This is a genomic window from Klebsiella sp. GN_Kp190 (genome assembly GCF_040061795.1).
Classification (GTDB): Bacteria; Pseudomonadota; Gammaproteobacteria; order Enterobacterales; family Enterobacteriaceae; genus Klebsiella; species Klebsiella michiganensis.
In genome coordinates this window covers 23,722-44,397 of the sequence record NZ_JBEAFN010000006.1, presented here as the reverse complement: position 1 = coordinate 44,397, position 20,676 = coordinate 23,722, and the positions used below count along the sequence as shown (strand labels likewise).

Annotated in this window: 16 protein-coding genes and 1 tRNA gene; 5 read left to right on the top strand and 12 right to left on the bottom strand. The window is 52.0% G+C overall.

Annotation, left to right across the window (positions count from 1 at the left end):
* Positions 1-23: 23 nt before the first annotated feature.
* Positions 24-833 carry a polysaccharide pyruvyl transferase family protein gene (locus tag ABLU67_RS04380; protein WP_004097886.1) on the bottom strand — a complete coding sequence of 270 codons (810 nt, stop codon included), beginning with the start codon at positions 831-833 and terminating at the stop codon, positions 24-26.
* A gap of 99 nt (positions 834-932) precedes the next feature.
* Here ABLU67_RS04380 and ABLU67_RS04375 point away from each other — a divergent pair, with 99 nt between their 5' ends.
* The gene (locus tag ABLU67_RS04375; protein WP_148849494.1) at positions 933-3,155 is read left to right on the top strand and encodes a glycosyltransferase; all 2,223 of its coding nucleotides are present in this window, start codon (positions 933-935) and stop codon (positions 3,153-3,155) included.
* A gap of 384 nt (positions 3,156-3,539) precedes the next feature.
* On the opposite strand, the gene ABLU67_RS04370 is transcribed toward ABLU67_RS04375, so the two are convergent.
* From ABLU67_RS04370 to aspA, 7 genes are all read right to left on the bottom strand, one after another.
* Positions 3,540-3,615: transfer RNA gene (locus ABLU67_RS04370), tRNA-Phe, on the bottom strand.
* A gap of 115 nt (positions 3,616-3,730) precedes the next feature.
* Positions 3,731-5,818, bottom strand: a complete 2,088-nt coding sequence (locus ABLU67_RS04365; protein ID WP_032747584.1) for a DUF1176 domain-containing protein — start codon at positions 5,816-5,818, stop codon at positions 3,731-3,733.
* A 68-nt stretch (positions 5,819-5,886) separates the two neighbouring features.
* Positions 5,887-6,477 carry a transcriptional regulator gene (locus tag ABLU67_RS04360; RefSeq protein WP_004097892.1) on the bottom strand — a complete coding sequence of 197 codons (591 nt, stop codon included), beginning with the start codon at positions 6,475-6,477 and terminating at the stop codon, positions 5,887-5,889.
* 20 nt (positions 6,478-6,497) lie between these two features.
* Positions 6,498-8,267, bottom strand: a complete 1,770-nt coding sequence (locus ABLU67_RS04355) for a protein-disulfide reductase DsbD (RefSeq protein ID WP_025107654.1) — start codon at positions 8,265-8,267, stop codon at positions 6,498-6,500.
* Positions 8,243-8,566, bottom strand: a complete 324-nt coding sequence (gene cutA, locus ABLU67_RS04350; RefSeq protein ID WP_004097896.1) for a divalent cation tolerance protein CutA — start codon at positions 8,564-8,566, stop codon at positions 8,243-8,245. The genes ABLU67_RS04355 and cutA overlap by 25 nt, the downstream gene beginning before the upstream one ends.
* A 94-nt stretch (positions 8,567-8,660) precedes the next feature.
* Positions 8,661-9,962, bottom strand: a complete 1,302-nt coding sequence (locus tag ABLU67_RS04345) for an anaerobic C4-dicarboxylate transporter (RefSeq protein ID WP_014227594.1) — start codon at positions 9,960-9,962, stop codon at positions 8,661-8,663.
* A gap of 118 nt (positions 9,963-10,080) precedes the next feature.
* Positions 10,081-11,517, bottom strand: coding sequence for an aspartate ammonia-lyase (aspA, locus tag ABLU67_RS04340; RefSeq protein WP_004097898.1), 1,437 nt, complete (start codon positions 11,515-11,517; stop codon positions 10,081-10,083).
* Positions 11,518-11,855: 338 nt separating this feature from the next.
* Here aspA and ABLU67_RS04335 point away from each other — a divergent pair, with 338 nt between their 5' ends.
* On the top strand, positions 11,856-12,332 hold the full coding sequence (locus ABLU67_RS04335) for an FxsA family protein (protein WP_004097899.1): 477 nt from the start codon (positions 11,856-11,858) through the stop codon (positions 12,330-12,332).
* Between the two features lie 19 nt (positions 12,333-12,351).
* Here the strand turns inward: ABLU67_RS04335 and yjeH are convergent, their stop codons facing one another.
* Complete coding sequence (yjeH, locus tag ABLU67_RS04330) at positions 12,352-13,611, bottom strand: L-methionine/branched-chain amino acid transporter (RefSeq protein WP_025107653.1); 1,260 nt, start codon at positions 13,609-13,611, stop codon at positions 12,352-12,354.
* Positions 13,612-13,845: 234 nt separating this feature from the next.
* Between yjeH and ABLU67_RS04325 the strand changes: the two genes are divergently transcribed.
* From ABLU67_RS04325 to ABLU67_RS04315, 3 genes are all read left to right on the top strand, one after another.
* Positions 13,846-14,139: a co-chaperone GroES gene (locus tag ABLU67_RS04325; protein WP_003855929.1), complete on the top strand. Its 294-nt coding sequence runs from the start codon at positions 13,846-13,848 to the stop codon at positions 14,137-14,139.
* A gap of 43 nt (positions 14,140-14,182) precedes the next feature.
* A complete protein-coding gene (groL, locus tag ABLU67_RS04320; protein WP_032747587.1) occupies positions 14,183-15,829 on the top strand; it encodes a chaperonin GroEL in 1,647 nt (548 codons plus the stop codon).
* A gap of 133 nt (positions 15,830-15,962) precedes the next feature.
* Positions 15,963-16,316 carry a DUF4156 domain-containing protein gene (locus tag ABLU67_RS04315; protein WP_004097909.1) on the top strand — a complete coding sequence of 118 codons (354 nt, stop codon included), beginning with the start codon at positions 15,963-15,965 and terminating at the stop codon, positions 16,314-16,316.
* 47 nt (positions 16,317-16,363) lie between these two features.
* Here the strand turns inward: ABLU67_RS04315 and yjeJ are convergent, their stop codons facing one another.
* From yjeJ to ABLU67_RS04300, 3 genes are read right to left on the bottom strand one after another with little or no spacing between them, the layout of a single operon-like run.
* The gene (yjeJ, locus tag ABLU67_RS04310; RefSeq protein WP_316547933.1) at positions 16,364-17,230 is read right to left on the bottom strand and encodes a YjeJ family protein; all 867 of its coding nucleotides are present in this window, start codon (positions 17,228-17,230) and stop codon (positions 16,364-16,366) included.
* Between the two features lie 22 nt (positions 17,231-17,252).
* Complete coding sequence (locus ABLU67_RS04305; RefSeq protein ID WP_004097913.1) at positions 17,253-19,376, bottom strand: peptidase domain-containing ABC transporter; 2,124 nt, start codon at positions 19,374-19,376, stop codon at positions 17,253-17,255.
* Positions 19,369-20,655 (bottom strand): HlyD family secretion protein, encoded by a 1,287-nt coding sequence (locus ABLU67_RS04300; RefSeq protein WP_025107649.1) that lies wholly within the window; start codon positions 20,653-20,655, stop codon positions 19,369-19,371. The genes ABLU67_RS04305 and ABLU67_RS04300 overlap by 8 nt, the downstream gene beginning before the upstream one ends.
* Between the last annotated feature and the right edge of the window lie 21 nt (positions 20,656-20,676).

Genomic DNA, 20,676 nt, shown 5'->3' with positions numbered 1-20,676 from the left:
CGTATTAATATACGCTGCATTTTTTAGCTGGTAGTAATAAAGCACGTTTTTGGGTAATGATTTAACAGCGAGTAATTATAAACGGCTTCATTCTTGTAGTATGAGTTAGGGTAGAAATTGACTTCTTTTCCCAGCAGGGAGGCTAAAATTGCCACGTGAAGTCTGTCGGTATTTACAACTTTATACTCTTCAAGAAAGTTGATCATGCAGCGGGTAGAGTTTCGTGCCAGAAATTCATTATCCCAATAGTCGCCATTCCACGTGAGCGAAATATCATGATTGTTTTCTTTATGTTCTCCTGTCAGAGACTCTGAATCTGTTCTGAAACAGTTTGCCTGTTGTTTATAGGCAGGTTTAAGAGACAGGTACTGGCTAAGGTCGAGATAAAATGCCATGTCATCAGCAATGAATACGTTCTTATTTGGTTCATAGCTGAGAGATTTTATATAATCAAAAGTGGTATTTTCACGGCAAAAGACAACTAGCTTATCTATATTATTAGTGAATAAATCGCTATACCCTCTGATTGTCGAAGGCATAATGATCGTTTTGTGAAATTTGTGAATATTACTTTGAATAAAATCGCGGCCCTCAGCGTATAGTCCTTCTATGAGGTTTCCTCCGCCACCAAAAATTAAAATATCAGTATCAGCGCTGTAGCGCTCATCGGCCCTGTAAGGAACATAGGTAAGCGCATTTCGTTCGAAAAAGTCGTACGTTGCCGATGCAATCACGCCATCACCCGCGTTACCGGGGTTTGCCTTATAGACAAATCGATGAGATGGATGATAGGATTTTAGAAATAAATCAAATTTTAACTCTGCACTGGTCATTTTTTATCCTGTTTAACAGAAGCTATTGATTGCTATCTTAATATTACTTCAACTCACTCATTATTATAGAAAAGTCTAGGTTACTAAGGAAAGATCACAATGAAAAAAGTTCTTATAATGACGCCGGACATAGAGGGGCCTGTCCGTAACGGCGGCATTGGTACTGCTTTCACTGCCCTTGCCACTACTTTGGCAAAAAAGGGTTATGATGTCGATGTATTGTATACATGTGGTGACTATTCGGAGTCTTCTGCATCAACTTTTAGCGATTGGTCACGTATTTATAGCACCTTTGGTATTAATCTGCTAAGTACCGGTCTGGTAAAAGAGATTAATATTGATGCGCCTTATTTTAGAAGAAAAAGTTACTCAATTCTGCTCTGGCTGAAAGAAAATAATGTCTACGACACTATTATTTCTTGTGAATGGCAGGCAGATCTGTATTACGCTTTATTAAGTAAAAAGAATGGCACTGATTTTGAGAATACAAAATTCATTGTCAATACTCATAGCTCAACATTATGGGCTGATGAAGGTAATTACCAGCTCCCATATGATCAGAATCATCTTGAACTCTATTATATGGAGAAAATGGTTGTTGAGATGGCTGATGAAGTCGTTAGTCCTTCTCAGTATTTAATTGACTGGATGTTGAGTAAACACTGGAATGTTCCTGAAGAACGCCACGTTATTTTAAATTGTGAGCCATTTCAAGGGTTTGAGACGAGAAGTGATGTTGTCGTAAAAACAAATGAAACACCCGCTTCAGGCGTTGAGCTTGTATTTTTCGGCCGGCTTGAAACCCGTAAAGGGCTCGATATCTTCCTGCGCGCATTAAGAAAACTCTCTGACGAAGACAAAGAGACGATCTCTGGTGTGACCTTCCTCGGGAAGAATGTCACGCTGGGTAAAATTGATTCCTTTACCTATATCATGAACCAGACCAAAAATCTGGGGCTGGCAGTCAATATCATCAGCGATTACGATCGTACTAATGCTAATGAATATATAAAAAGAAAAAATGTACTAGTCATCATCCCATCGCTCGTTGAAAACTCTCCGTATACAGTTTATGAGTGCCTGGTTAATAACGTTAACTTCCTCGCCTCAAACGTCGGAGGAATTCCAGAACTGATTCCGCAAGAGCATCATGCTGAGGTTCTGTTTACCCCAACGCCGGTTGATTTGTACGGTAAAATCCACTATCGCTTAAAAAATATAAATATCAAGCCTGGGCTGGTTGAGTCACAGGAAAATATCCAGGCAGCGTGGTTTGCCGCTATTGAGCGAAAAGATAACTGCGTTTTCAAGAAAATAGATGAATCGAATCGCCCGTTAGTTAGCGTGTGTATCACTCATTTCGATCGTCACCATTTGCTCCAGCAGGCAATTGCCTCAATTAAAACGCAGACGTATCAAAATATTGAAGTCATTTTAGTTGATGATGGAAGTACAAAAGAAGAATCTCATCGTTATTTGAACCTTATCGAGAACGATTTTAACGCTCGAGGCTGGAAAATCATCCGTAGTTCTAATAACTACCTGGGCGCAGCGCGAAATTTGGCTGCGCGACACGCCTCCGGTGAATATCTGATGTTTATGGACGATGATAATGTCGCTAAACCTTTTGAGGTTGAGACATTTGTCACGGCAGCATTAAACTCCGGGGCCGATGTGTTAACCACCCCAAGCGATCTTATTTTTGGTGAAGAGTTCCCTTCTCCGTTCCGTAAAATGACGCACTGCTGGCTGCCGTTAGGCCCGGATTTAAATATCGCCAGCTTTAGCAACTGCTTTGGCGATGCTAATGCCCTTATTCGCAAAGACGCTTTCGACAATATCGGTGGTTTTACTGAAGATTATGGTTTAGGCCATGAAGATTGGGAGTTTTTTGCGAAAGTCTCCTTACAAGGCTATAAACTGCAGCTCGTTCCTGAACCGCTATTTTGGTACAGAGTAGCAAACTCCGGAATGTTGTTAAGCGGAAATAAGAGCAAAAATAACTATCGTAGTTTCCGTCCATTTATGGATGAAAATGTGAAATATAACTATGCGATGGGGTTGATTCCTGCTTATCTCGAAAAAATTCATGAGCTTGAGAGCGAGGTGAGCCGACTGCGTAGCATCAATGGCGGCCACTCTGTCAGCAATGAACTGCAGCTTTTAAATCATAAGATTGATGGTCTTATTTCCCAGCAAAGAGATGGCTGGGCCCATGACCGCTTTAATGCCCTTTATGAAGCCATTCATGTTCAGGGCGCCAACAGAGGCAGAAGTCTGGTTCGTCGGGTGGGGGGGAAAGTTAAATCCCTGTTGAAATAGCAGCGTCCGCGGAGCTCGAAAGGGCTCCGCAAAAAAGAGTTTTAATGAAGTTTAATTGTTCGACGCACTCAGCTCACCCCGCAGGCGTTGAACAGCGCGCTTGTCGCGCTGGCCCCGAAGGGGGGTGAGCCGCTGCGCGGCGAATAATCGAACGGAGTTTGATGGAGAGTCCGATCGCAGAAAAGCAAAAACCCAGCCTTTTGGGCGGGTTCTTTAAATAGTGGTGCCCGGACTCGGACTAACGCCGCAGGCGTTGAACAGCGCGCTTGTCGCGCTGGCCCCGAAGGGGTGAGCCGCCGTGCGGCGAATAATCGAACGCAGTTCGATGGAGAGTCCGGCCGCAGAAAAGCAAAAACCCAGCCATAGGCTGGGTTCTCTGAATAGTGGTGCCCGGACTCGGAATCGAACCAAGGACACGGGGATTTTCAATCCCCTGCTCTACCGACTGAGCTATCCGGGCAACGGGGCGCATTAAACCGTAATCCGTACGCGGCGTCAATCAAATTTCTCGATTTATCTACCGGTTGCTTAAGTTTGCGGCAATTCTGCGCCTGAATACGCTTTTTTGCTGAAAATTACATCATCCCGTTGTCGCCTTCACGGATTTTCCAGCCGCTGGTCACCGAGATAGCGCGGCGTAATCCAGAAATCGCGTAGTCGCCAACAATGTCTTCGTCATCGCGCGGCGAGCTGATCGTGATTTCCGCATCGACGCCGTGACGATAGGCGCCGTGGTGGCTAAAGATGGTGCCGATAAAACATTTATCGTTCAGCCAGACCGGGATATATGCCACGGTTTCATAGATATAGTTCGACGCTACCCCGCTATAGTAGTTTTCCGCGTCGTCGGATGATGTGCCCGGAGGAATAGGGCAAATTGGCGCGTCATTGTCGCTCTGTGGCTTATCCTTGAGCAGGTTGCTCTGCATCACTTCCAGCGACTTCAGCAGGTCTGACTTTTCCCGCTCATTCAGCGCGGGCGTCAGAGGCTGGTCTTTTTCCGGCGAGCGAATGTCGTTAAGGGTGTAGCGATAGCGGATTGTCACTGCCGGCGTACTGCCTGAGGGGCCAAACGGGCGCAACAGATAGAGATTGTCTTCGCCAAACTGGCCGTTGTACCAGAGCGCGTAAACCTGGCCGTTAATGCGCACCCAGTGACTCCACTGGTTGGCGCCGCGGCCGTTGAGAGAATAGAGCGCGCCCGGAACGCCTGCGTCAAAATCATCGCCATTGCCGCTATCATCGCTGTTAACCGCAGCAAAAGCGTCGTCGCTGCGTTTTAGTATCCCGGTATAGCTAAAGAGTCCGGTGCCGCCAACGTAGCTGTCGATAATTAAATCGCGTTTACCGTCTCCGTCGAGGTCGACCAGCGTAAAGCTCACTTTACCGTTTTCGGAGTCGGCGCTGATATCGGACTGGAGAAACGCCTGCCACTCATCATCGCTGATATCGGCGGACGGCTTCGTCGTTGATACCAGAGAGTCGTCCGCGTAGGTCAGCGTAAAATGGCTGACGTTCCCGCTGAGGGGGAACTGCTCGGCGATATTATTCAGATCCAGTTCAGGATTGGCCTTCTGCTCCTTTAATACGGCGTTATACAGCGCTTTCAGCGCGTTGTTATCGGCATCTTTCTGCTGCTTCGGGATAACCTGGCTCACAAAGGTGGGCAGCATCCACGCGCCGCCGGGGGCGATCTCCCGGCAGTCGCCGGTGGAGTATTTCAGGCTCTGGACAAACGTTTTGCCATCCCAGACGCGCTCTTCACCGCTGATGCAGTCGGCGATACCGCGGCCTTTATTGAAAAAGGTGAGCACGCCGTCGGCATAGCTGGAGGCGTCGGTGGTGACCAGCTGAGGCTGGGTCATAAACGCCTTGTCGACCACCCACGTTGCATAGCCGTCGTTGTAGGCAGCGCGCCAGCACAGCGCCTGAATCAGCGTGTGGCTTTTATCCAACGGCGTTGCGGTGATCTGGCGCTCAGATGCCGGGATATCTGCGTTTTGCCAGTCGTCGCAATGGCTGTTTAGCAGAGGGACGAGCTGAGGACGGAGTTTCTGCCGCTGCTTTGCCGTCAGCGCTACGGTGGCGGCATTGTGGATGACCGGCGCGGCGATAATTTCCGGCGCGGGCGCGGCTGACAAAATATTGTCATCACCGGCGTCGCCCTGGCGTAACAGCGCATCGGCAGTGCCCAGGCGCTGCTGAAACTCATCCATTTTCAGGAATACGGCGCTGCTGCCCGCGTCGGAGAGCGTCTTACGCTCGCCGTTAAGGGCAAGCTCAATTTTGCCGTTGTGCTCCAGGGCCTGAATCAGGGCCGCCGTTTGGGTGTCATCAAAGCGAAAGTGGCTCTCGTCGGCGGCCTCAAGTGGACCGTTATCCCGATCGTCAATGAACAGATTTACCGTTGCGTCAGGGGGGATATCGCGTTCGGTTTGCGCGAAAGTCGCCACAGCGATGACGTGCTGCGCCGCGCCCGCATTGCGGGTCAGCAGAACGCTGACTTCGCCCATGGTGGCGCCATAGCCGGCGGCTCGGCAGGTCCCGGTGTTGTCGCAGGCGAGCTCCCAGTCTTTGTGCGCGAAAGAAAAGCCTTGCGGAGAAGCTGCCAGGAGCGGTGTCGAACACAGCCCCATGATGGCAACCCAAAGAAGAGAGCGCATATCAAACCCTGTCAGCATATCGATGAGGAGGGGATTATATGCGCGATGAATTGGTTAAGATATCGGAATCAGGTCAGGGCGCCGCCCATACGGCACTGGGCAAAACGCAAAATGTCTTCTGCCAGGCGACGCGCGGTATCGACATCCGTCTGGCTGCGCTTGATCAGCAGTCGGCTCAGGCAGCCTTCAACGATCAGCTCCATCTGCTTTGCGACCATTGCCGGATCGTCAACTTCGAGCTGGCTAAGCAGTTCATGGGTATAGGCCAGCGAAGCCTGCTTTTGCTGCTCGGCCAACTGATGGATCGGATGCTGAGGGTCCGGATAAAAAGTACAGGCGGCAATAAACAGGCAGCCGGGATAACGATGGTTGCTTACGCAGGTGGTCAGCGCGGCGTAGCGGGCCAGCAGCTTCTGCTCCGCGCTGAGCGACTCGTCCAGTAAAAGCTGGCGGCGCCAGGCATCGACCTGATGGCTGAGATAGCGAAGCGCGTCGTACAGCAGCGCTTCCTGGTCAGGCCAGAAACGTTTGAGGTCATTGAGCGGGTAAGCCACGCGCTCGGCGACCATTTCCAGCGTGGTGTTAGCGATACCCTCGATTTCGAGGATTTGGATGGCTTCACCCAGGACATCTTCACGTTGCACGGTCTTTTCCTCCATTATTCCTCCTACAGTGTCGCTCACGGTTGTCGATCGCGCAAATGGGCGCTGAATGCCGCGGCATCCATAAAGCCGGTGACGCGCTGCGCGGGCTGCTCCTCGCCCTGTTCATTGAAAAACAGAATGGTGGGCAAGCCGAGCACCTGGAGGTGCTTCAGCAGCGCCGCGTCCCGCGCGCTATTTTTGGTGACATCAACCTGCAGCAGAACGGTCTCTTTCAGGGCCTGTTGCACCTCAGGTGAGGTAAAGGTGTATTTCTCGAACTCTTTGCAGGCCACGCACCAGTCGGCGTACAGGTCGAGCATCACCGGTTTGCCTTTCGCCTGCGCCAGCGCCTGATTGAGCTCATCGACGCTATGGATACGGGTAAACTGGAGATGGGACTGCCGTTGCGCGACCGGCGCATCGAAAGCCCAGTCCTGCAGCGGACGGGCGCTGACCAGCGCGGCGCCGAGCATCACTATTTGCACAATACGCAGCCAGGGGCGCGTGCCGCCCAGCGAGGTAATAAACGCCCAGCTAAAAAAGGCGACGCCAAGCAGCGACCAAAGCCGCAGGCCCCACGGTTCGCCCACGACACGCTCGAGTAAAAATACCGGCAGCGCCAGGATCACAAAGCCAAAGGCGGTTTTGACGTGGGCCATCCACGGGCCGCTTTTCGGCAGCAGACGGTTACCGAATACGGTCACCAGGATCAGCGGCAGCCCCATACCGAGCGCGTAGAGGTACAGGGTACCGCCGCCCAGCCACAGATTACCGCTCTGGGCGATATAGAGCAGAATGGCGCTCAGCGGCGCGGTGGTACAGGGCGAGCAGATTAATCCGGCAATCGCCCCCATGGCGAATACGCCGCCAGGTGAACCGCCCTGGCGTTTATTGCTCATCAGCGTCAGGCGCGTTTGCAGCGACGAAGGCAGCTGGAGCGTAAACAGACCAAACATCGACAGCGCCAGCAGGATAAACAGCACCGACAGGCCGATCAGCACATAAGGGTGCTGTAGCGCCGCCTGGAACTGCAGGCCCGCAGCGGCAACGACCAGCCCCAGGGCGGTGTAGGTTAGGGCCATGCCCTGGACGTAGATAAAGGCCAGCAGCAGCGCGCGGGCGGTGGAGAGGCGTTTTTGCCCGCCCAGCACGATGCCGGAAATCAGCGGATACATCGGCAGCACGCATGGGGTAAACGCGATGCCGATACCAATCAAGAGCGCCCACAGCGCGCTAAAGGGGAGAGCGGCATCTTTATTGTCCACAGCGGGGGGCGGAAGGTCGGACGGCGACTCTACCGGCAGCGCCGGGCGCGTTTCCAGCGGCAGAGGCGGGGTCAGCCCGGGTTGCCCGACGGCGGTATCGCTGCTGGAGCGCGCGAGCGCGTTGCCGAGCGGCACGATTTTGGTTTCCGGCGGATAGCAGAAACCGGCATCCGCGCATCCCTGATAAGTCACGGTAAGAGTCGCGCCGGCGGCGGCGTGAGTCAGAGTGACCGGCACGGTCAGGCGCTGGCGGTAAATTTCGCTTTTACCGTAAAACTCGTCCTCATGCCATTCGCCTGCAGGCAGCGAGGGGTCGGTAAACGCCGCATCTGCGGACGTCAGCTTTATCTGTTTACGGTAAAGATAGTAACCATCCTTGATTTGCCAGGTCAGATTAAGATCGTGTTGATTCTGCTGAAAATCGAAGGCAAAAGCCTGGTCAGCAGGAACAAAGTTCGAGCGGCCAGGGGCGTCGAACAGGCCGGCAATGGCCGATGTGCTGCAAAGCAGCAGGATCAGCGTAATGATGCGTTGAGCCATGAGAGGTAATCGTTGTCTCCGTGAATAACGGGCAGAACCAGAAGTTCAGGGGTTTGATACGGGTGATGGGACTTCAGGCAGTCCAGCAGCGCCTGCTGATGGGCAAGGTCGGTTTTCAGCAGCATTTGCACTTCATACTCCTGCTCCAGTTTTCCTTCCCAGTAGTAGAGCGATGTCGCTCCCGGCAGGAGAGTGGCGCAGGCGGCGAGTTTTTCCGCCAGCGCTTTGGCCGCCAGGTCCTGGGCGGTCGCTTCATCCGGCGCGGTACAGAGTACAACAACAGCATCAGGCATCGTCATCGTGAACCTCGTATCAGCGAAAAGAGGCACTATAGCATGCAAGATAGGGAGGATTAACGAAACGGGCCAGGATCTGGCCCGAATTTGAAGAGATTTACAGCATGATGCCGCCGAAAATAAACCCGAGGATCACGCATAGCGTAATGGCGATGACGCCGGGGATCAGGAAGGCATGGTTAAAGACATATTTGCCGATGCGGGTGGAGCCGGTGTCATCCATTTCGACCGCCGCCAGCAGGGTGGGGTAGGTCGGCAGAACGAAAAGGGCGGAGACGGCGGCAAATGAGGCGATGGCGGTAAGCGGGCTCACGCCCAGCATCAGCGCGGCGGGCATCAGCGCCTTAGTGGTCGCGGCCTGGGAATATAGCAGGGTCGCGGCGAAGAACAGCACCACCGCCAGCAGCCACGGGTAGTTGTGCAGCAGGTCGCCCGCCACGGTCTGGATATCGCTGATGTGGGCTTTGACGAAAGTATCCCCCAGCCATGCGACGCCGAGAACGCAGACGCAGGCGCTCATGCCGGATTTAAAGGTGCTGGCGTTGAGCACTTCACCGGTGTCGATTTTGCAGGTGATGCTTATCAGCGTCGCGATGGTCAGCATAAACACCACAATCGCTTCGTTACGCGGCAGGACCGGATCCTGGATCAGCCCTACGGTATCGCTGATGGCGGTGGCGTAGAACATCACCGCGACGATACCGATCAGAAACAGTAATACCGAGCGTCTGGCGTGCGGCTTCAGTTCAAAAACCTGGCTGCCGCGCAGTTTGACTTCCCCTTTTGCCAGCCGCTCCTGATAAATCGGGTCGTCTTTCAGCTCACAGCCGAGGAAGTTACAGACGATGGCGGTAAGCATGACGGCAATCAGGGTAACCGGAATACAGATCGCCAGTAGCGTCAGGTAGCTGACGCCCAGGGGCTCGAGAATACCGGCAAAGAAGACCACCGCTGCGGAAATCGGCGAGGCGGTAATGGCAATCTGCGAAGCGACCACCGCAATGGAGAGCGGGCGTGAGGGGCGGATGCCCTGTTCTTTTGCCACTTCGGTGATAACCGGTAAGGTTGAGAACGCCGTATGCCCGGTTCCGGCAAGCACGGTCATAAACCAGGTGACCAGCGGCGCGAGAAAGGTGATGTATTTGGGATGACGCCGGAGCATACGTTCGGCAAGGCTGACCAGGTAATCCATCCCTCCGGCGACCTGCATGGCGGCGATAGCGGCGATAACCGCCATAATGATTTCGATGACGTCGAAGGGGATCGCGCCAGGTTTAATTTGAAACACGAGGGTCAGGACGAGGACGCCCAGGCCACCGGCGAAACCGATGCCGATTCCCCCGAGCCTGGCTCCCAGATAAATCGCCAGCAGGACAATAACGAGTTCTGCACCAAACATATTTGCCTTCCTTGTTTTATTAACAAGTTGATATTGGGTTGTTGTAATTTAGTAAATCAATAAGAACAAAAAGGGCATGTCATTGCTGACATGCCCGTGGTTAGTTTAATCGGAAAACCTACTGTTCGCTTTCATCGGTATAACGCTTCGCTTTATAGGCCGGATGCATCAGGTTTTGCGCAGAGAAGATATCGTCCAGCTCCGCCGCGGTCAGCAGGCCGCGTTCAAGCACCACATCCCGGACGCTTTTGCCCGTTTCAGCGCAGATTTTGCCGACGATATCGCCATTGTGGTGGCCGATATACGGGTTGAGGTAGGTGACGATGCCAATAGAGTTGTAGACGTAGCTTTCACATACCGCTTTGTTGGCGGTGATGCCGCTGACGCATTTTTCCAGCAGGTTGTAGCAGGCGTTGGTCAGAATATGGATAGATTCAAACATCGCCTGGCCAATCACCGGCTCCATCACGTTCAGCTGCAGCTGGCCCGCTTCGGAAGCCATGGTGACGGTGGTGTCGTTACCGATTACTTTGAAGCATACCTGGTTGACCACTTCCGGGACCACCGGGTTAACCTTGGCGGGCATGATGGAAGAGCCCGCCTGCAGTTCAGGCAGGTTGATTTCGTTCAGGCCAGCGCGCGGGCCGGAAGAGAGTAGGCGCAGGTCGTTACAGATTTTGGACAGTTTTACCGCCAGACGCTTCAGAGAGCTGTGGACCATCACGTAGGCGCCGCAGTCGGAGGTCGCTTCGATCAGATCTTCCGCGGGGACAACCGGCAGGTTGCTGACTTCCGCCAGTTTTTGTACCGCCAGCTGCTGATAGCCATCCGGGGTGTTCAGACGGGTGCCGATAGCGGTCGCGCCAAGGTTCACTTCCAGCAGCAGTTCCGCGGTGCGCAGAATGCATTTGGTCTCTTCGTTAAGCAGAACATTAAACGCGTGGAACTCCTGACCGAGGGTCATCGGTACCGCATCCTGTAGCTGAGTCCGGCCCATTTTCAGAATGTCCTGGAACTCTACGGCCTTCTGCTGGAAGCCTTCGCCCAGCTGATTAATCGCATCGATCAGTTTGAGGATGGAGGCGTAGACCGCGATGCGGAAACCGGTCGGGTAGGCATCGTTGGTGGACTGGCATTTGTTAACGTGGTCGTTCGGGTTGAGATACTGATATTCGCCTTTCTGGTGGCCCATCAGCTCAAGGCCGATGTTCGCCAGTACTTCGTTGGTGTTCATGTTAACGGAAGTGCCCGCGCCGCCCTGGAACACATCGACCGGGAACTGGTCCATGCATTTGCCGTTATTCAGGACCTCATCGCAGGCGGCGATAATGGCATTGGCGACGCTTTTGGGGATAGTTTGCAGCTCTTTGTTAGCCTGCGCAGCGGCCTTCTTCACCATCACCATTCCGCGGACAAATTCAGGGATATCGCTGATTTTGTTGTTGCTGATGTAGAAGTTTTCAATCGCTCTCAGAGTATGGACGCCGTAGTAAGCGTCAGCTGGAACTTCCCTGGTACCCAACAGGTCTTCTTCGATACGAATGTTGTTTAACATGTGAACCTTCTCTTTCAAGCTGCCTATGAATTCACCAAATACGCAGAATTAATGGGATCTAGCGCATTTTCTGGCCGCAGATTATTTCCTTAATCGGCCCGGTGCCCACGATCATATGCTGATGATAGCGAATATCAGCCGCCCTGATCACTTATTATGTAGTGAATCTTATAAGAATTATTAATCTGTGAAATGAGTCACCGGTTTTCTAATTTTGAAAAAAATAAGCTTTTTTTACGATTGAAAAGTGACGTTTTGGCCCAACATCTTGCTGATGCGAATAGCACATCTATGACTACGGGCGCCGATGCTGGCGTCTGTTAATGAAGGAGACGCCGGTGCGTTGGATTCCGTTAATTGCCGTTTTTTTATACGTTTACATTGAAATCTCGATCTTTATCCAGGTCGCTCATGTGCTTGGCGTTCTGCTGACGCTGATTCTGGTGATCTTCAGCTCGGTGGTGGGGATATCGCTGGTGAAAAACCAGGGCTTTAAAAACCTCATGCTGATGCAGCAGAAGATGGCGGCGGGGGAGAGCCCGGCCGCAGAGATGATCAAAAGCGTGTCGCTGATTATCGCCGGTTTGCTGTTGCTTCTGCCGGGGTTCTTTACCGATTTCCTGGGGCTGCTGCTGCTGTTACCTCCGGTACAGAAGCATCTGACCTTAAAACTGATGCCGCATCTGCGCTTTAGCCGAATGCCGGGCGGCGGGTTTAGCGCCGGAACGGGCGGCGGCGATACCTTTGAAGGCGAATACCAGCGTAAAGACGACGAACGCGACCGTCTCGATCATAAAGACGATCGCCGCGACTAACATGCATTGCCCGGGCCGGTTACTCCGGCCTGGAATACCCCTCCGCCAGCCTGCGCTTCGGTAAAAACAGCCACAGTACCGCCAGCATGATAAACGCGTAAAGGCTCTTCCAGCCCACCATCGCCAGCAGCAGCAGGCACAGCAGGCTGCCAAACGCCGCTAACGCGCGATAACGTCCCTCAAGCAAACGGCAGCCCGCCAGCATGCACAGCAGATAGATCATAATAAAAATGCCGTTGGCGTAGACGATCAGCGCATCAAGATTGATATTGAGCGCATAAATGCATAACGCGCTAATGACGCAGCAGCCGAGCACCGCGTTCAGCGCGTTGCGCGGAATCTGTCGCGGCGACAGCCGGGCCAGATAGCTCTCGGGTTTGTACTGCGCCTGCGACCAGACCAGGCGAGCAAAACTCTGAATATAGATATTGAGGCTGGCGAAGCAGGCGAGATAGCCGATAACGCAGGCAATCCACAGCGCCTGCACGCCAAACAGGTGCACCACGATATTGGGCAGCGACGCGGCGGCGGCCATCTCCTCGCCAAAGGCATGAAAATGCAGGACCAGCACGGTACAGGCCCAGTAGACGGAACCCGCCAGTAATAAGCCAATCATCAGCGCGCGGGGGAAATCGCGTTCCGGCTGCTTAAACTCAGAGGCCAGGTGTGCAAAAGCCTCCAGCCCGACAAAGCACCAGAACATCACGGAAAGCGCGGAGAAAAGCTGCGAACTATCGATTTCAGCGGGCGCGGGGAAGGGGATCTGCGCGGGATTGATCGCGCCGCGCCACCAGATGGCGACGATCAGGGCGACAATCAGCACGGCAACCAGCGTTTGTAGATTGGCGCTGGAGCTGGCTCCGCGGGAACCGACCCACCAGATAATCGCCAGCGTTCCCAGCTCGGCCAGCAGCAGCTGGCTGTCGTGCCAGCCAAAAAGCGCCTGACCAAAGCCGGTGGCGATGTGCAGGGCCGCGGGTAATCCCACCGGGATCACCGATAAAAAGAGCCAGCCGGTGACGCGCGCCAGACGCGGGCCAAAGGCCATATTCACAAAATGCGCCACGCCGCCGGCGCTGGGAAAGTGGCGGCCCAGCGTCGCAAAGACGATAGCGATGGGAAACACCAGTAAAATCAGCGCCGGCCAGGCCCAGAGGCTGTTATCGCCGGCGACCAGCGCGGCCAGTGCCGGAACGGCGAAGACCCCGGTTCCCAGTAATGACGTGGAGAGTAATCCCACGCCTTGAGCCAGCCCTAACTCCTGTTTTAAACCACTCATGATTCAACCTTGCGCCCGGCAAAAAAAGGATGGTATCACAATCGCTTTTGCTTATGACGTCGGGCGAGGACGGCAAATTTATGTGCGTCCGAGCACGAGGACAAATTTTTTTTTGCGTTTCCCCTTGAAGCGGTAAAACCCCATCCCCATCTCTCAGGGCACTAGCCGGAAAACCGTGTGCGGACCGGCGTCATCCATAACTGATAATGACTTTCTCAAAGGAGAGCTATCAAAATGAGTATTCGTCCGTTACATGATCGTGTGATCGTCAAACGTAAAGAAGTTGAAACGAAGTCTGCTGGCGGCATCGTTCTGACCGGTTCTGCGGCAGCAAAATCAACTCGTGGCGAAATCATCGCTGTCGGTAAGGGCCGCATCCTGGAAAACGGAACCGTGCAGCCTCTGGACGTTAAAGTTGGTGACATCGTCATTTTCAACGATGGCTATGGCGTGAAGTCCGAGAAGATCGACAATGAAGAAGTGTTGATCATGTCCGAAAGCGACATTCTGGCAATTGTTGAAGCGTAATCCGCGAACGACACTGAACATACGAATTTAAGGGAAAGATAAAATGGCAGCTAAAGACGTAAAATTCGGTAACGACGCTCGTGTGAAAATGCTGCGCGGCGTAAACGTACTGGCAGACGCAGTTAAAGTAACCCTGGGCCCGAAAGGCCGTAATGTGGTTCTGGACAAATCCTTCGGTGCGCCAACCATCACTAAAGACGGCGTTTCCGTAGCGCGTGAAATCGAGCTGGAAGACAAGTTCGAAAACATGGGCGCGCAGATGGTGAAAGAAGTTGCCTCTAAAGCGAACGACGCTGCAGGCGATGGTACCACCACCGCAACCGTACTGGCTCAGGCTATCATCGCTGAAGGCCTGAAAGCCGTTGCTGCGGGTATGAACCCGATGGATCTGAAACGTGGTATCGACAAAGCTGTCGTTGCCGCCGTTGAAGAACTGAAAACGCTGTCCGTACCGTGCTCTGACTCTAAAGCCATTGCTCAGGTAGGTACCATCTCCGCTAACTCCGACGAAACCGTAGGTAAACTGATCGCGGAAGCGATGGACAAAGTCGGTAAAGAAGGCGTTATCACCGTTGAGGACGGTACCGGTCTGGAAGACGAACTGGACGTGGTTGAAGGTATGCAGTTTGACCGCGGCTACCTGTCCCCGTACTTCATCAACAAGCCGGAAACCGGTGCTGTTGAGCTGGAAAGCCCGTTCATCCTGCTGGCTGACAAAAAAATCTCCAACATCCGCGAAATGCTGCCGGTTCTGGAAGCCGTGGCGAAAGCTGGCAAACCGCTGGTTATCATCGCTGAAGACGTAGAAGGCGAAGCGCTGGCGACCCTGGTGGTGAACACCATGCGCGGCATCGTTAAAGTGGCTGCGGTTAAAGCTCCGGGCTTCGGCGACCGTCGTAAAGCTATGCTGCAGGACATCGCAACCCTGACCGGCGGTACCGTTATCTCTGAAGAGATCGGTATGGAGCTGGAAAAAGCGACTCTGGAAGACCTGGGTCAGGCGAAACGCGTTGTTATCAACAAAGACACCACCACCATCATCGATGGCGTGGGTGAAGAAGCTGCGATTCAGGGCCGCGTTACTCAGATCCGTAAGCAGATCGAAGAAGCGACTTCTGACTACGACCGTGAAAAACTGCAGGAGCGCGTTGCGAAACTGGCAGGCGGCGTTGCGGTAATCAAAGTTGGCGCAGCGACCGAAGTTGAAATGAAAGAGAAGAAAGCCCGCGTTGACGATGCCCTGCACGCGACCCGTGCTGCGGTTGAAGAAGGCGTGGTTGCCGGTGGTGGCGTAGCGCTGGTTCGCGTTGCGGCTAAACTGGCTGGCCTGACCGCTCAGAACGAAGATCAGAACGTCGGTATCAAAGTTGCGCTGCGCGCAATGGAAGCTCCGCTGCGTCAGATCGTATCCAACGCCGGTGAAGAGCCGTCAGTTGTTGCTAACAACGTGAAAGCCGGTGAAGGTAACTACGGTTACAACGCCGCAACTGAAGAATACGGCAACATGATCGACTTCGGTATCCTGGACCCAACCAAAGTGACGCGTTCTGCTCTGCAGTACGCAGCATCCGTTGCTGGTCTGATGATCACCACCGAGTGCATGGTTACTGACCTGCCGAAAAGCGACGCGCCTGACTTAGGTGCTGCTGGCGGTATGGGTGGCATGGGCGGTATGGGCGGCATGATGTAATCGTGCGCTATATCCCTTAGAAATAAAGAACCCTCGGGCAGAAATGCTCGGGGGTTTTTCTTTTTGTCGTCTTTTTAGTATAAGGTTGTACATCCGGGCCAGTGCGTCCAGCTCATTGATCGTGGGGAATAACATGCAGGTAAAATATTTAGCAGGGATTGTCGGCGCAGCATTGTTGTTAGCAGGTTGCAGCTCCAGCAACGAATTGACCTCTGGTGGCCAGAACGTACGCTTTGTTGAGGATAAACCGGGTTCCGAATGCCAGCTGTTAGGCACTGCGACCGGTACGCAGAGCAACTGGCTGTCCGGGCAGAATGGTGATGAAGGCGGCTCTATGCGCGGTGCGGCAAACGCTCTGCGTAACCATGCGGCAGAAATGGGAGGCAACGTGATTTACGGCGTCAGCAGCCCGACGCAGAATCTGTTGTCCAGCTTTGTCCCGACAGATAGCCAAATGAACGGCCAGGTTTATAAGTGCCCGAATTGATTTAACAGGTGCCTCTTTTGAGCCAATAGAGGCACCTGGCATATTTTTTAGCGCGCGTTGATTTTGGCCTGTGTCGCCATGTAGAACGCATGTAAAGGCCGCAGGCACTCCTCCAGCGACAGCATTCTTCCCAGCTGAGAAGGAATAATTTGGCTAAAAATCTGGCAGGGCTGATGCTTTGCGTGCACTTCTTTCAGTTTTGGGCTCTTCTCAATTAAGCGCATCACTACGCTATTCTCCTGCTCTGACGGATGGGCGGCGTTGGTTTTAATCACCGCGCCGGAGATGATTTTTCGTCCTGCCTCCGTATCACAGCAGTACAGCACGCCCAGATAATGGGAAAACAGATTGAGCTTCCACTCATCCTGGATGTACTGTTGATAATCAACATTCTTGTTATTCGTTAAATCCAGGGCATATAGCATCAGGCTTTCCAGTGATGACGTTAAATTTTTAATCAGTTCGTTATCACCGGCGTTTTTAAGAGATTGCTGAACTCCAACCAGCAGCGCTTCAACCTGCATATCATCAATGCGCAGCGTAGCAATTTGCTCGTTTTGCAGCACCAGAATGAGCGTTGACCAGGTATCTCCTGGTTTTAACGTAATCGATATGACTCGCCTTTCCGAATTGGGCTGCTGGACTTCCGGCATATCTATAACCGGGGTGTTTTCTATGAGCTGCTCATTAAAAGCGACCAGTTCGCTCTTATAACTTTCACCTTCAGCGTTTAAGCGCTGTAATACGATGGCCATCCTGTGTTGTAAAACTAACAGGAGGTCGGTAAGCGCCTGGGCCTGAAGATAGTAAGACTGGCAAAGTTGATTACTCAGCTTTACTTTGAGCATTAAAGCTAAAAATTTGTCTTCATATTTAATTGATGCGGTATTAAAACCAATAAACGTGCCTTGCATTCGGATCTCCTTTTCCTGAGGGTTACGCTGGTGCCAGCGTGCGTAGCTGTGATAAATCAATGATGCGATCGGCCGAGGCAATGGTGGATGGCCGATGGGCGACGATGATTCGGGTAATGCTTAGCCCAGAGATAGACTGGTTAATCACCGACTCATTTTTAAGATCGAGATGACTGGTGGCTTCATCCATAAACAGAATGCTGGGTTTTCGATAGAGGGCGCGAGCGATTAAGAGCCGCTGTTTTTGCCCGCCAGAGATGCCTAAACCGAGCTCGCCGACAATGGTTTCGTACCCCATCGGCATTTTCATGATTTCATCATGGATATTACATCTGCGTGCGCATTCAACGATAAAGTCCATATCGGCGTTATCTTCAAAGCCGCTGATATTATCGATCAGGGAACCCGAAAAGAGTCTGTCTTCCTGCAGAACGCAGGCCGTTCCATGACGGAAGTTGTTAATGCCGATTTTCTGAATATCGAGGTTATCCGCTATCACATCGCCGCTGGTTGGGGACAGCAGGCCGCACATGACTTTCAGTAGCGTGGTTTTACCGACGCCGGAAGGGCCGACCAGCGCGATGGATTCGCCCGGTTCAACGGTAATATTTAAATTAGAAAAAATAGGCTGCGAGAACGGATCGTACTGGTAGCTGAGATTCTTCACTTCCAGTTTAACGCCCGTGTTTTCTGCAAAAACGCGTCGTGAAGGCAGTTCTTTTTCCGGCTCGCTAAAGACGATCTCTGAAAGACGCTCATTATGTAACGACAGCATACGCAGCTGCATAATCAGATCGATCAAACTTGAGGCGCGCTGCGAGAACTGACCGCGATAGGCATTAAAGGCCATAAACATGCCAAGGGTCATATTGTTATCAATAACCATAATTGCCCCCAGCCAGAGAACCGCAACCTGGTCGATAGAAGTAATAAAGGTATTAATACCGCCAAACATCATATCGAACCGAGTCTGTTTGATGCCGGCATTACAGGCGTCGATGTTGATATTTAACCAGTGCTGCGAACGGCGTTCTTTTAAGTTCAACGCCTTAATGGTTGAAATACCGTAGAGCGACTCCATAAAGTGCGAGCTGGAACGGGCGCCCTTGATAACCTGCTCTTCGGCAACGCGGCGGTAGAAGCTGTAGGTCGCAAAACGCATGATGACGTAGCATAAAGTAAAGCCCACCACGACCCAAACCAGCCAGCCGCCATAAAGCGTTAGCATAATCAGCAGGCCAACGGTCATAATCGAATCGATAATGCCGGTAACAATACTATTGGTGAAGGTTGAGCGGATAGTATCCAGCGAGGAGAAACGAGACTGAATATCGCCCAGATGGCGCTTCTCAAAAAAGGATAACGGCAGGCTCGCCAGATGATCGAACAGCGTTGTCTTCCACTGAATATTGGTCAGCGTATTTAACGTTAATGAGATCCAGGCCCGCAGCATACTAATAAATGTACGGAAGAGCGTGAAGAAAACCAGGCCAATACAGATAACCGAAAGCAGGCTCTGATCGTGCGCCATGATGACGTGGTCGGTAACCAGCTGCGTGCCGATGGGTAACAACAGACCGATAGCCTCAACCACTACCGAAAAGGCAAAGATCTTGAGCAGGACGGATTTCAGCCCAACAATATTACGCATCAGGTCCAGCAGGCGTAGACGAGATTTCGCCTGTTCCTGCTGAAAGTTTTGGTCCGGCCATAGCTCCAGCGCAACGCCGGTAAAGTTATTGGACATTTCCTGGATGCCAATAACCCGTTTACCCAGCGCCGGGTCGTGAACAATAAAGCTGCTTTTACGCACTTTAGTGAGCACCACGTAATGATTCAAACCCCAGTGGATGACGCAGGGCAGCTTTAGCTGCTTGATTTCATCCAGGTCGAGGGATAGCGCGCGGCTTTTCAACCCGGCATGTTCCGCCGTTTTGCTCAACGACATGAGCGTAACGCCCTGAGAAGGACTGCCGTAGCGATGGCGGAAGTTGAACAGGTCGATATTGAGCCCGTAGAAGCCGCAAACCATCGCCAGACAGGCGATACCGCATTCGGCAGCCTCCGACTGTAATATCACCGGCGTTTTATGGCGGAGCGAAAAATTTAGCTTATCGGTAATCGTTTTAAACAGTTCTTTATGCATCGATCGGGCCACTCACGCTTTGCGTCATCTTATAGAAAGGGGTAAACATCCACATATAAAGCGGACGCTCTTCAAGAAAAACTACCGCCTGAGCCTTCAGGCCGTTAGAGAGCGTGAGCGTTTTTCCGTTGTAGTTAAAAGTCTTGTCTTTAATTTTTATAATGGCTTTATAGAGCGCCAACTCCTGCTGGCTAGTGCCGTTATTAACGTTGGTATATTCAGCCATCTCCTGGCGTGATGCTGGAACCGAGGAGATAGAAATAACCTTTCCTGGAAATTGCCCAAATTTATCCGCAGGAAAAGCATCATAGCGAATATTAATCGTGTCGCCTGGCTTCACATAAGGGATAGTATTATTGGGTAACCATAGGATGAGATAATACTCAATATCCCCTGTGGGTTTGATCTGTGCGAGGCTGCTGCCGTTCTCAACCATCTGCCCCTTGGTCACTGCCAGCGACTCAATCTTGCCATTGGTCGTTGCTTTAATAATGAGATTACCGTTCGCGTTGGATTCTACCAGCTGATTTTTGTAATCATTGATTTGATTGTGCTGGCTGGAGATCTGATTATCAAAGTCTGCTGCTTTGGTTATTTTATCGCTATTGGTTTGCGTGAGCTGAGATTCCAGCTGCATTTTTTGGGTAACCAGGGATTGATAGGCGCTTTGCTGTTGAAAATATAAAGAATGCTGATAGTTATACTGGTCTTTAGTGATCAGACCATCCTTGAGGTATTTATCATAGCTGGATAAGTTGGTATGCATTTTGTTTAAGCCTACCTGAGTCGTCGCCAGCATGCGATTAGTTTCAGCCAGTGAGGCGCTGGTAGTTTTAATCTGTTTATCAAGGGCGGTTAATGTTTCAGCTTTATTGCGCGTCAGTTTGCTTATAATATCTTCCGCATTAGCAATTTTTTCATTAATCACTTCAATTTGGGCTGCGCTCACATTCCCATTAATGGTATTACGCGAAACGTCAAGCTCATAAAGCGGTTGGCCTTTGTTTACGATATCACCCACTTTTACGTGCTGATTAACAACAAAACCTTGCTGTGGTGCGAAGACGTTCACGGAGTGGGGGAGCGTAATGACTTCGCCACGCACATCAATGCGCTGAGTGAAGGTACAAAATATGAGAGATAATACAAGAGCAATAAGAAAAAGTGATGCTAACAAGGTAACCAACCATGCCGGGATGCCTGCTAACAATAATGCTTTCCCTTTCCAGTGAATTTTTTTGTACTCAATCGCTTCCTTGCGATAGATATTTTTTAACATTGTTATCAGCTTTGAGATAGA

Bases quoted from the DNA above. Each gene is read 5' to 3' on its own strand.
- aspA (WP_004097898.1), bottom strand. From the start codon at position 11,517: ATGTTAAACAACATTCGTATCGAAGAAGACCTGTTGGGTACCAGGGAA.
- ABLU67_RS04380 (WP_004097886.1), bottom strand. From the start codon at position 833: ATGACCAGTGCAGAGTTAAAATTTGATTTATTTCTAAAATCCTATCAT.
- ABLU67_RS04325 (WP_003855929.1), top strand. From the start codon at position 13,846: ATGAGTATTCGTCCGTTACATGATCGTGTGATCGTCAAACGTAAAGAA.
- yjeH (WP_025107653.1), bottom strand. From the start codon at position 13,611: ATGAGTGGTTTAAAACAGGAGTTAGGGCTGGCTCAAGGCGTGGGATTA.
- cutA (WP_004097896.1), bottom strand. From the start codon at position 8,566: ATGACGATGCCTGATGCTGTTGTTGTACTCTGTACCGCGCCGGATGAA.
- ABLU67_RS04305 (WP_004097913.1), bottom strand. From the start codon at position 19,376: ATGCATAAAGAACTGTTTAAAACGATTACCGATAAGCTAAATTTTTCG.
- groL (WP_032747587.1), top strand. From the start codon at position 14,183: ATGGCAGCTAAAGACGTAAAATTCGGTAACGACGCTCGTGTGAAAATG.
- ABLU67_RS04360 (WP_004097892.1), bottom strand. From the start codon at position 6,477: ATGGAGGAAAAGACCGTGCAACGTGAAGATGTCCTGGGTGAAGCCATC.
- ABLU67_RS04375 (WP_148849494.1), top strand. From the start codon at position 933: ATGAAAAAAGTTCTTATAATGACGCCGGACATAGAGGGGCCTGTCCGT.
- ABLU67_RS04365 (WP_032747584.1), bottom strand. From the start codon at position 5,818: ATGCGCTCTCTTCTTTGGGTTGCCATCATGGGGCTGTGTTCGACACCG.
- yjeJ (WP_316547933.1), bottom strand. From the start codon at position 17,230: ATGCAAGGCACGTTTATTGGTTTTAATACCGCATCAATTAAATATGAA.
- ABLU67_RS04300 (WP_025107649.1), bottom strand. From the start codon at position 20,655: ATGTTAAAAAATATCTATCGCAAGGAAGCGATTGAGTACAAAAAAATT.
- ABLU67_RS04345 (WP_014227594.1), bottom strand. From the start codon at position 9,962: ATGTTTGGTGCAGAACTCGTTATTGTCCTGCTGGCGATTTATCTGGGA.
- ABLU67_RS04315 (WP_004097909.1), top strand. From the start codon at position 15,963: ATGCAGGTAAAATATTTAGCAGGGATTGTCGGCGCAGCATTGTTGTTA.
- ABLU67_RS04355 (WP_025107654.1), bottom strand. From the start codon at position 8,267: ATGGCTCAACGCATCATTACGCTGATCCTGCTGCTTTGCAGCACATCG.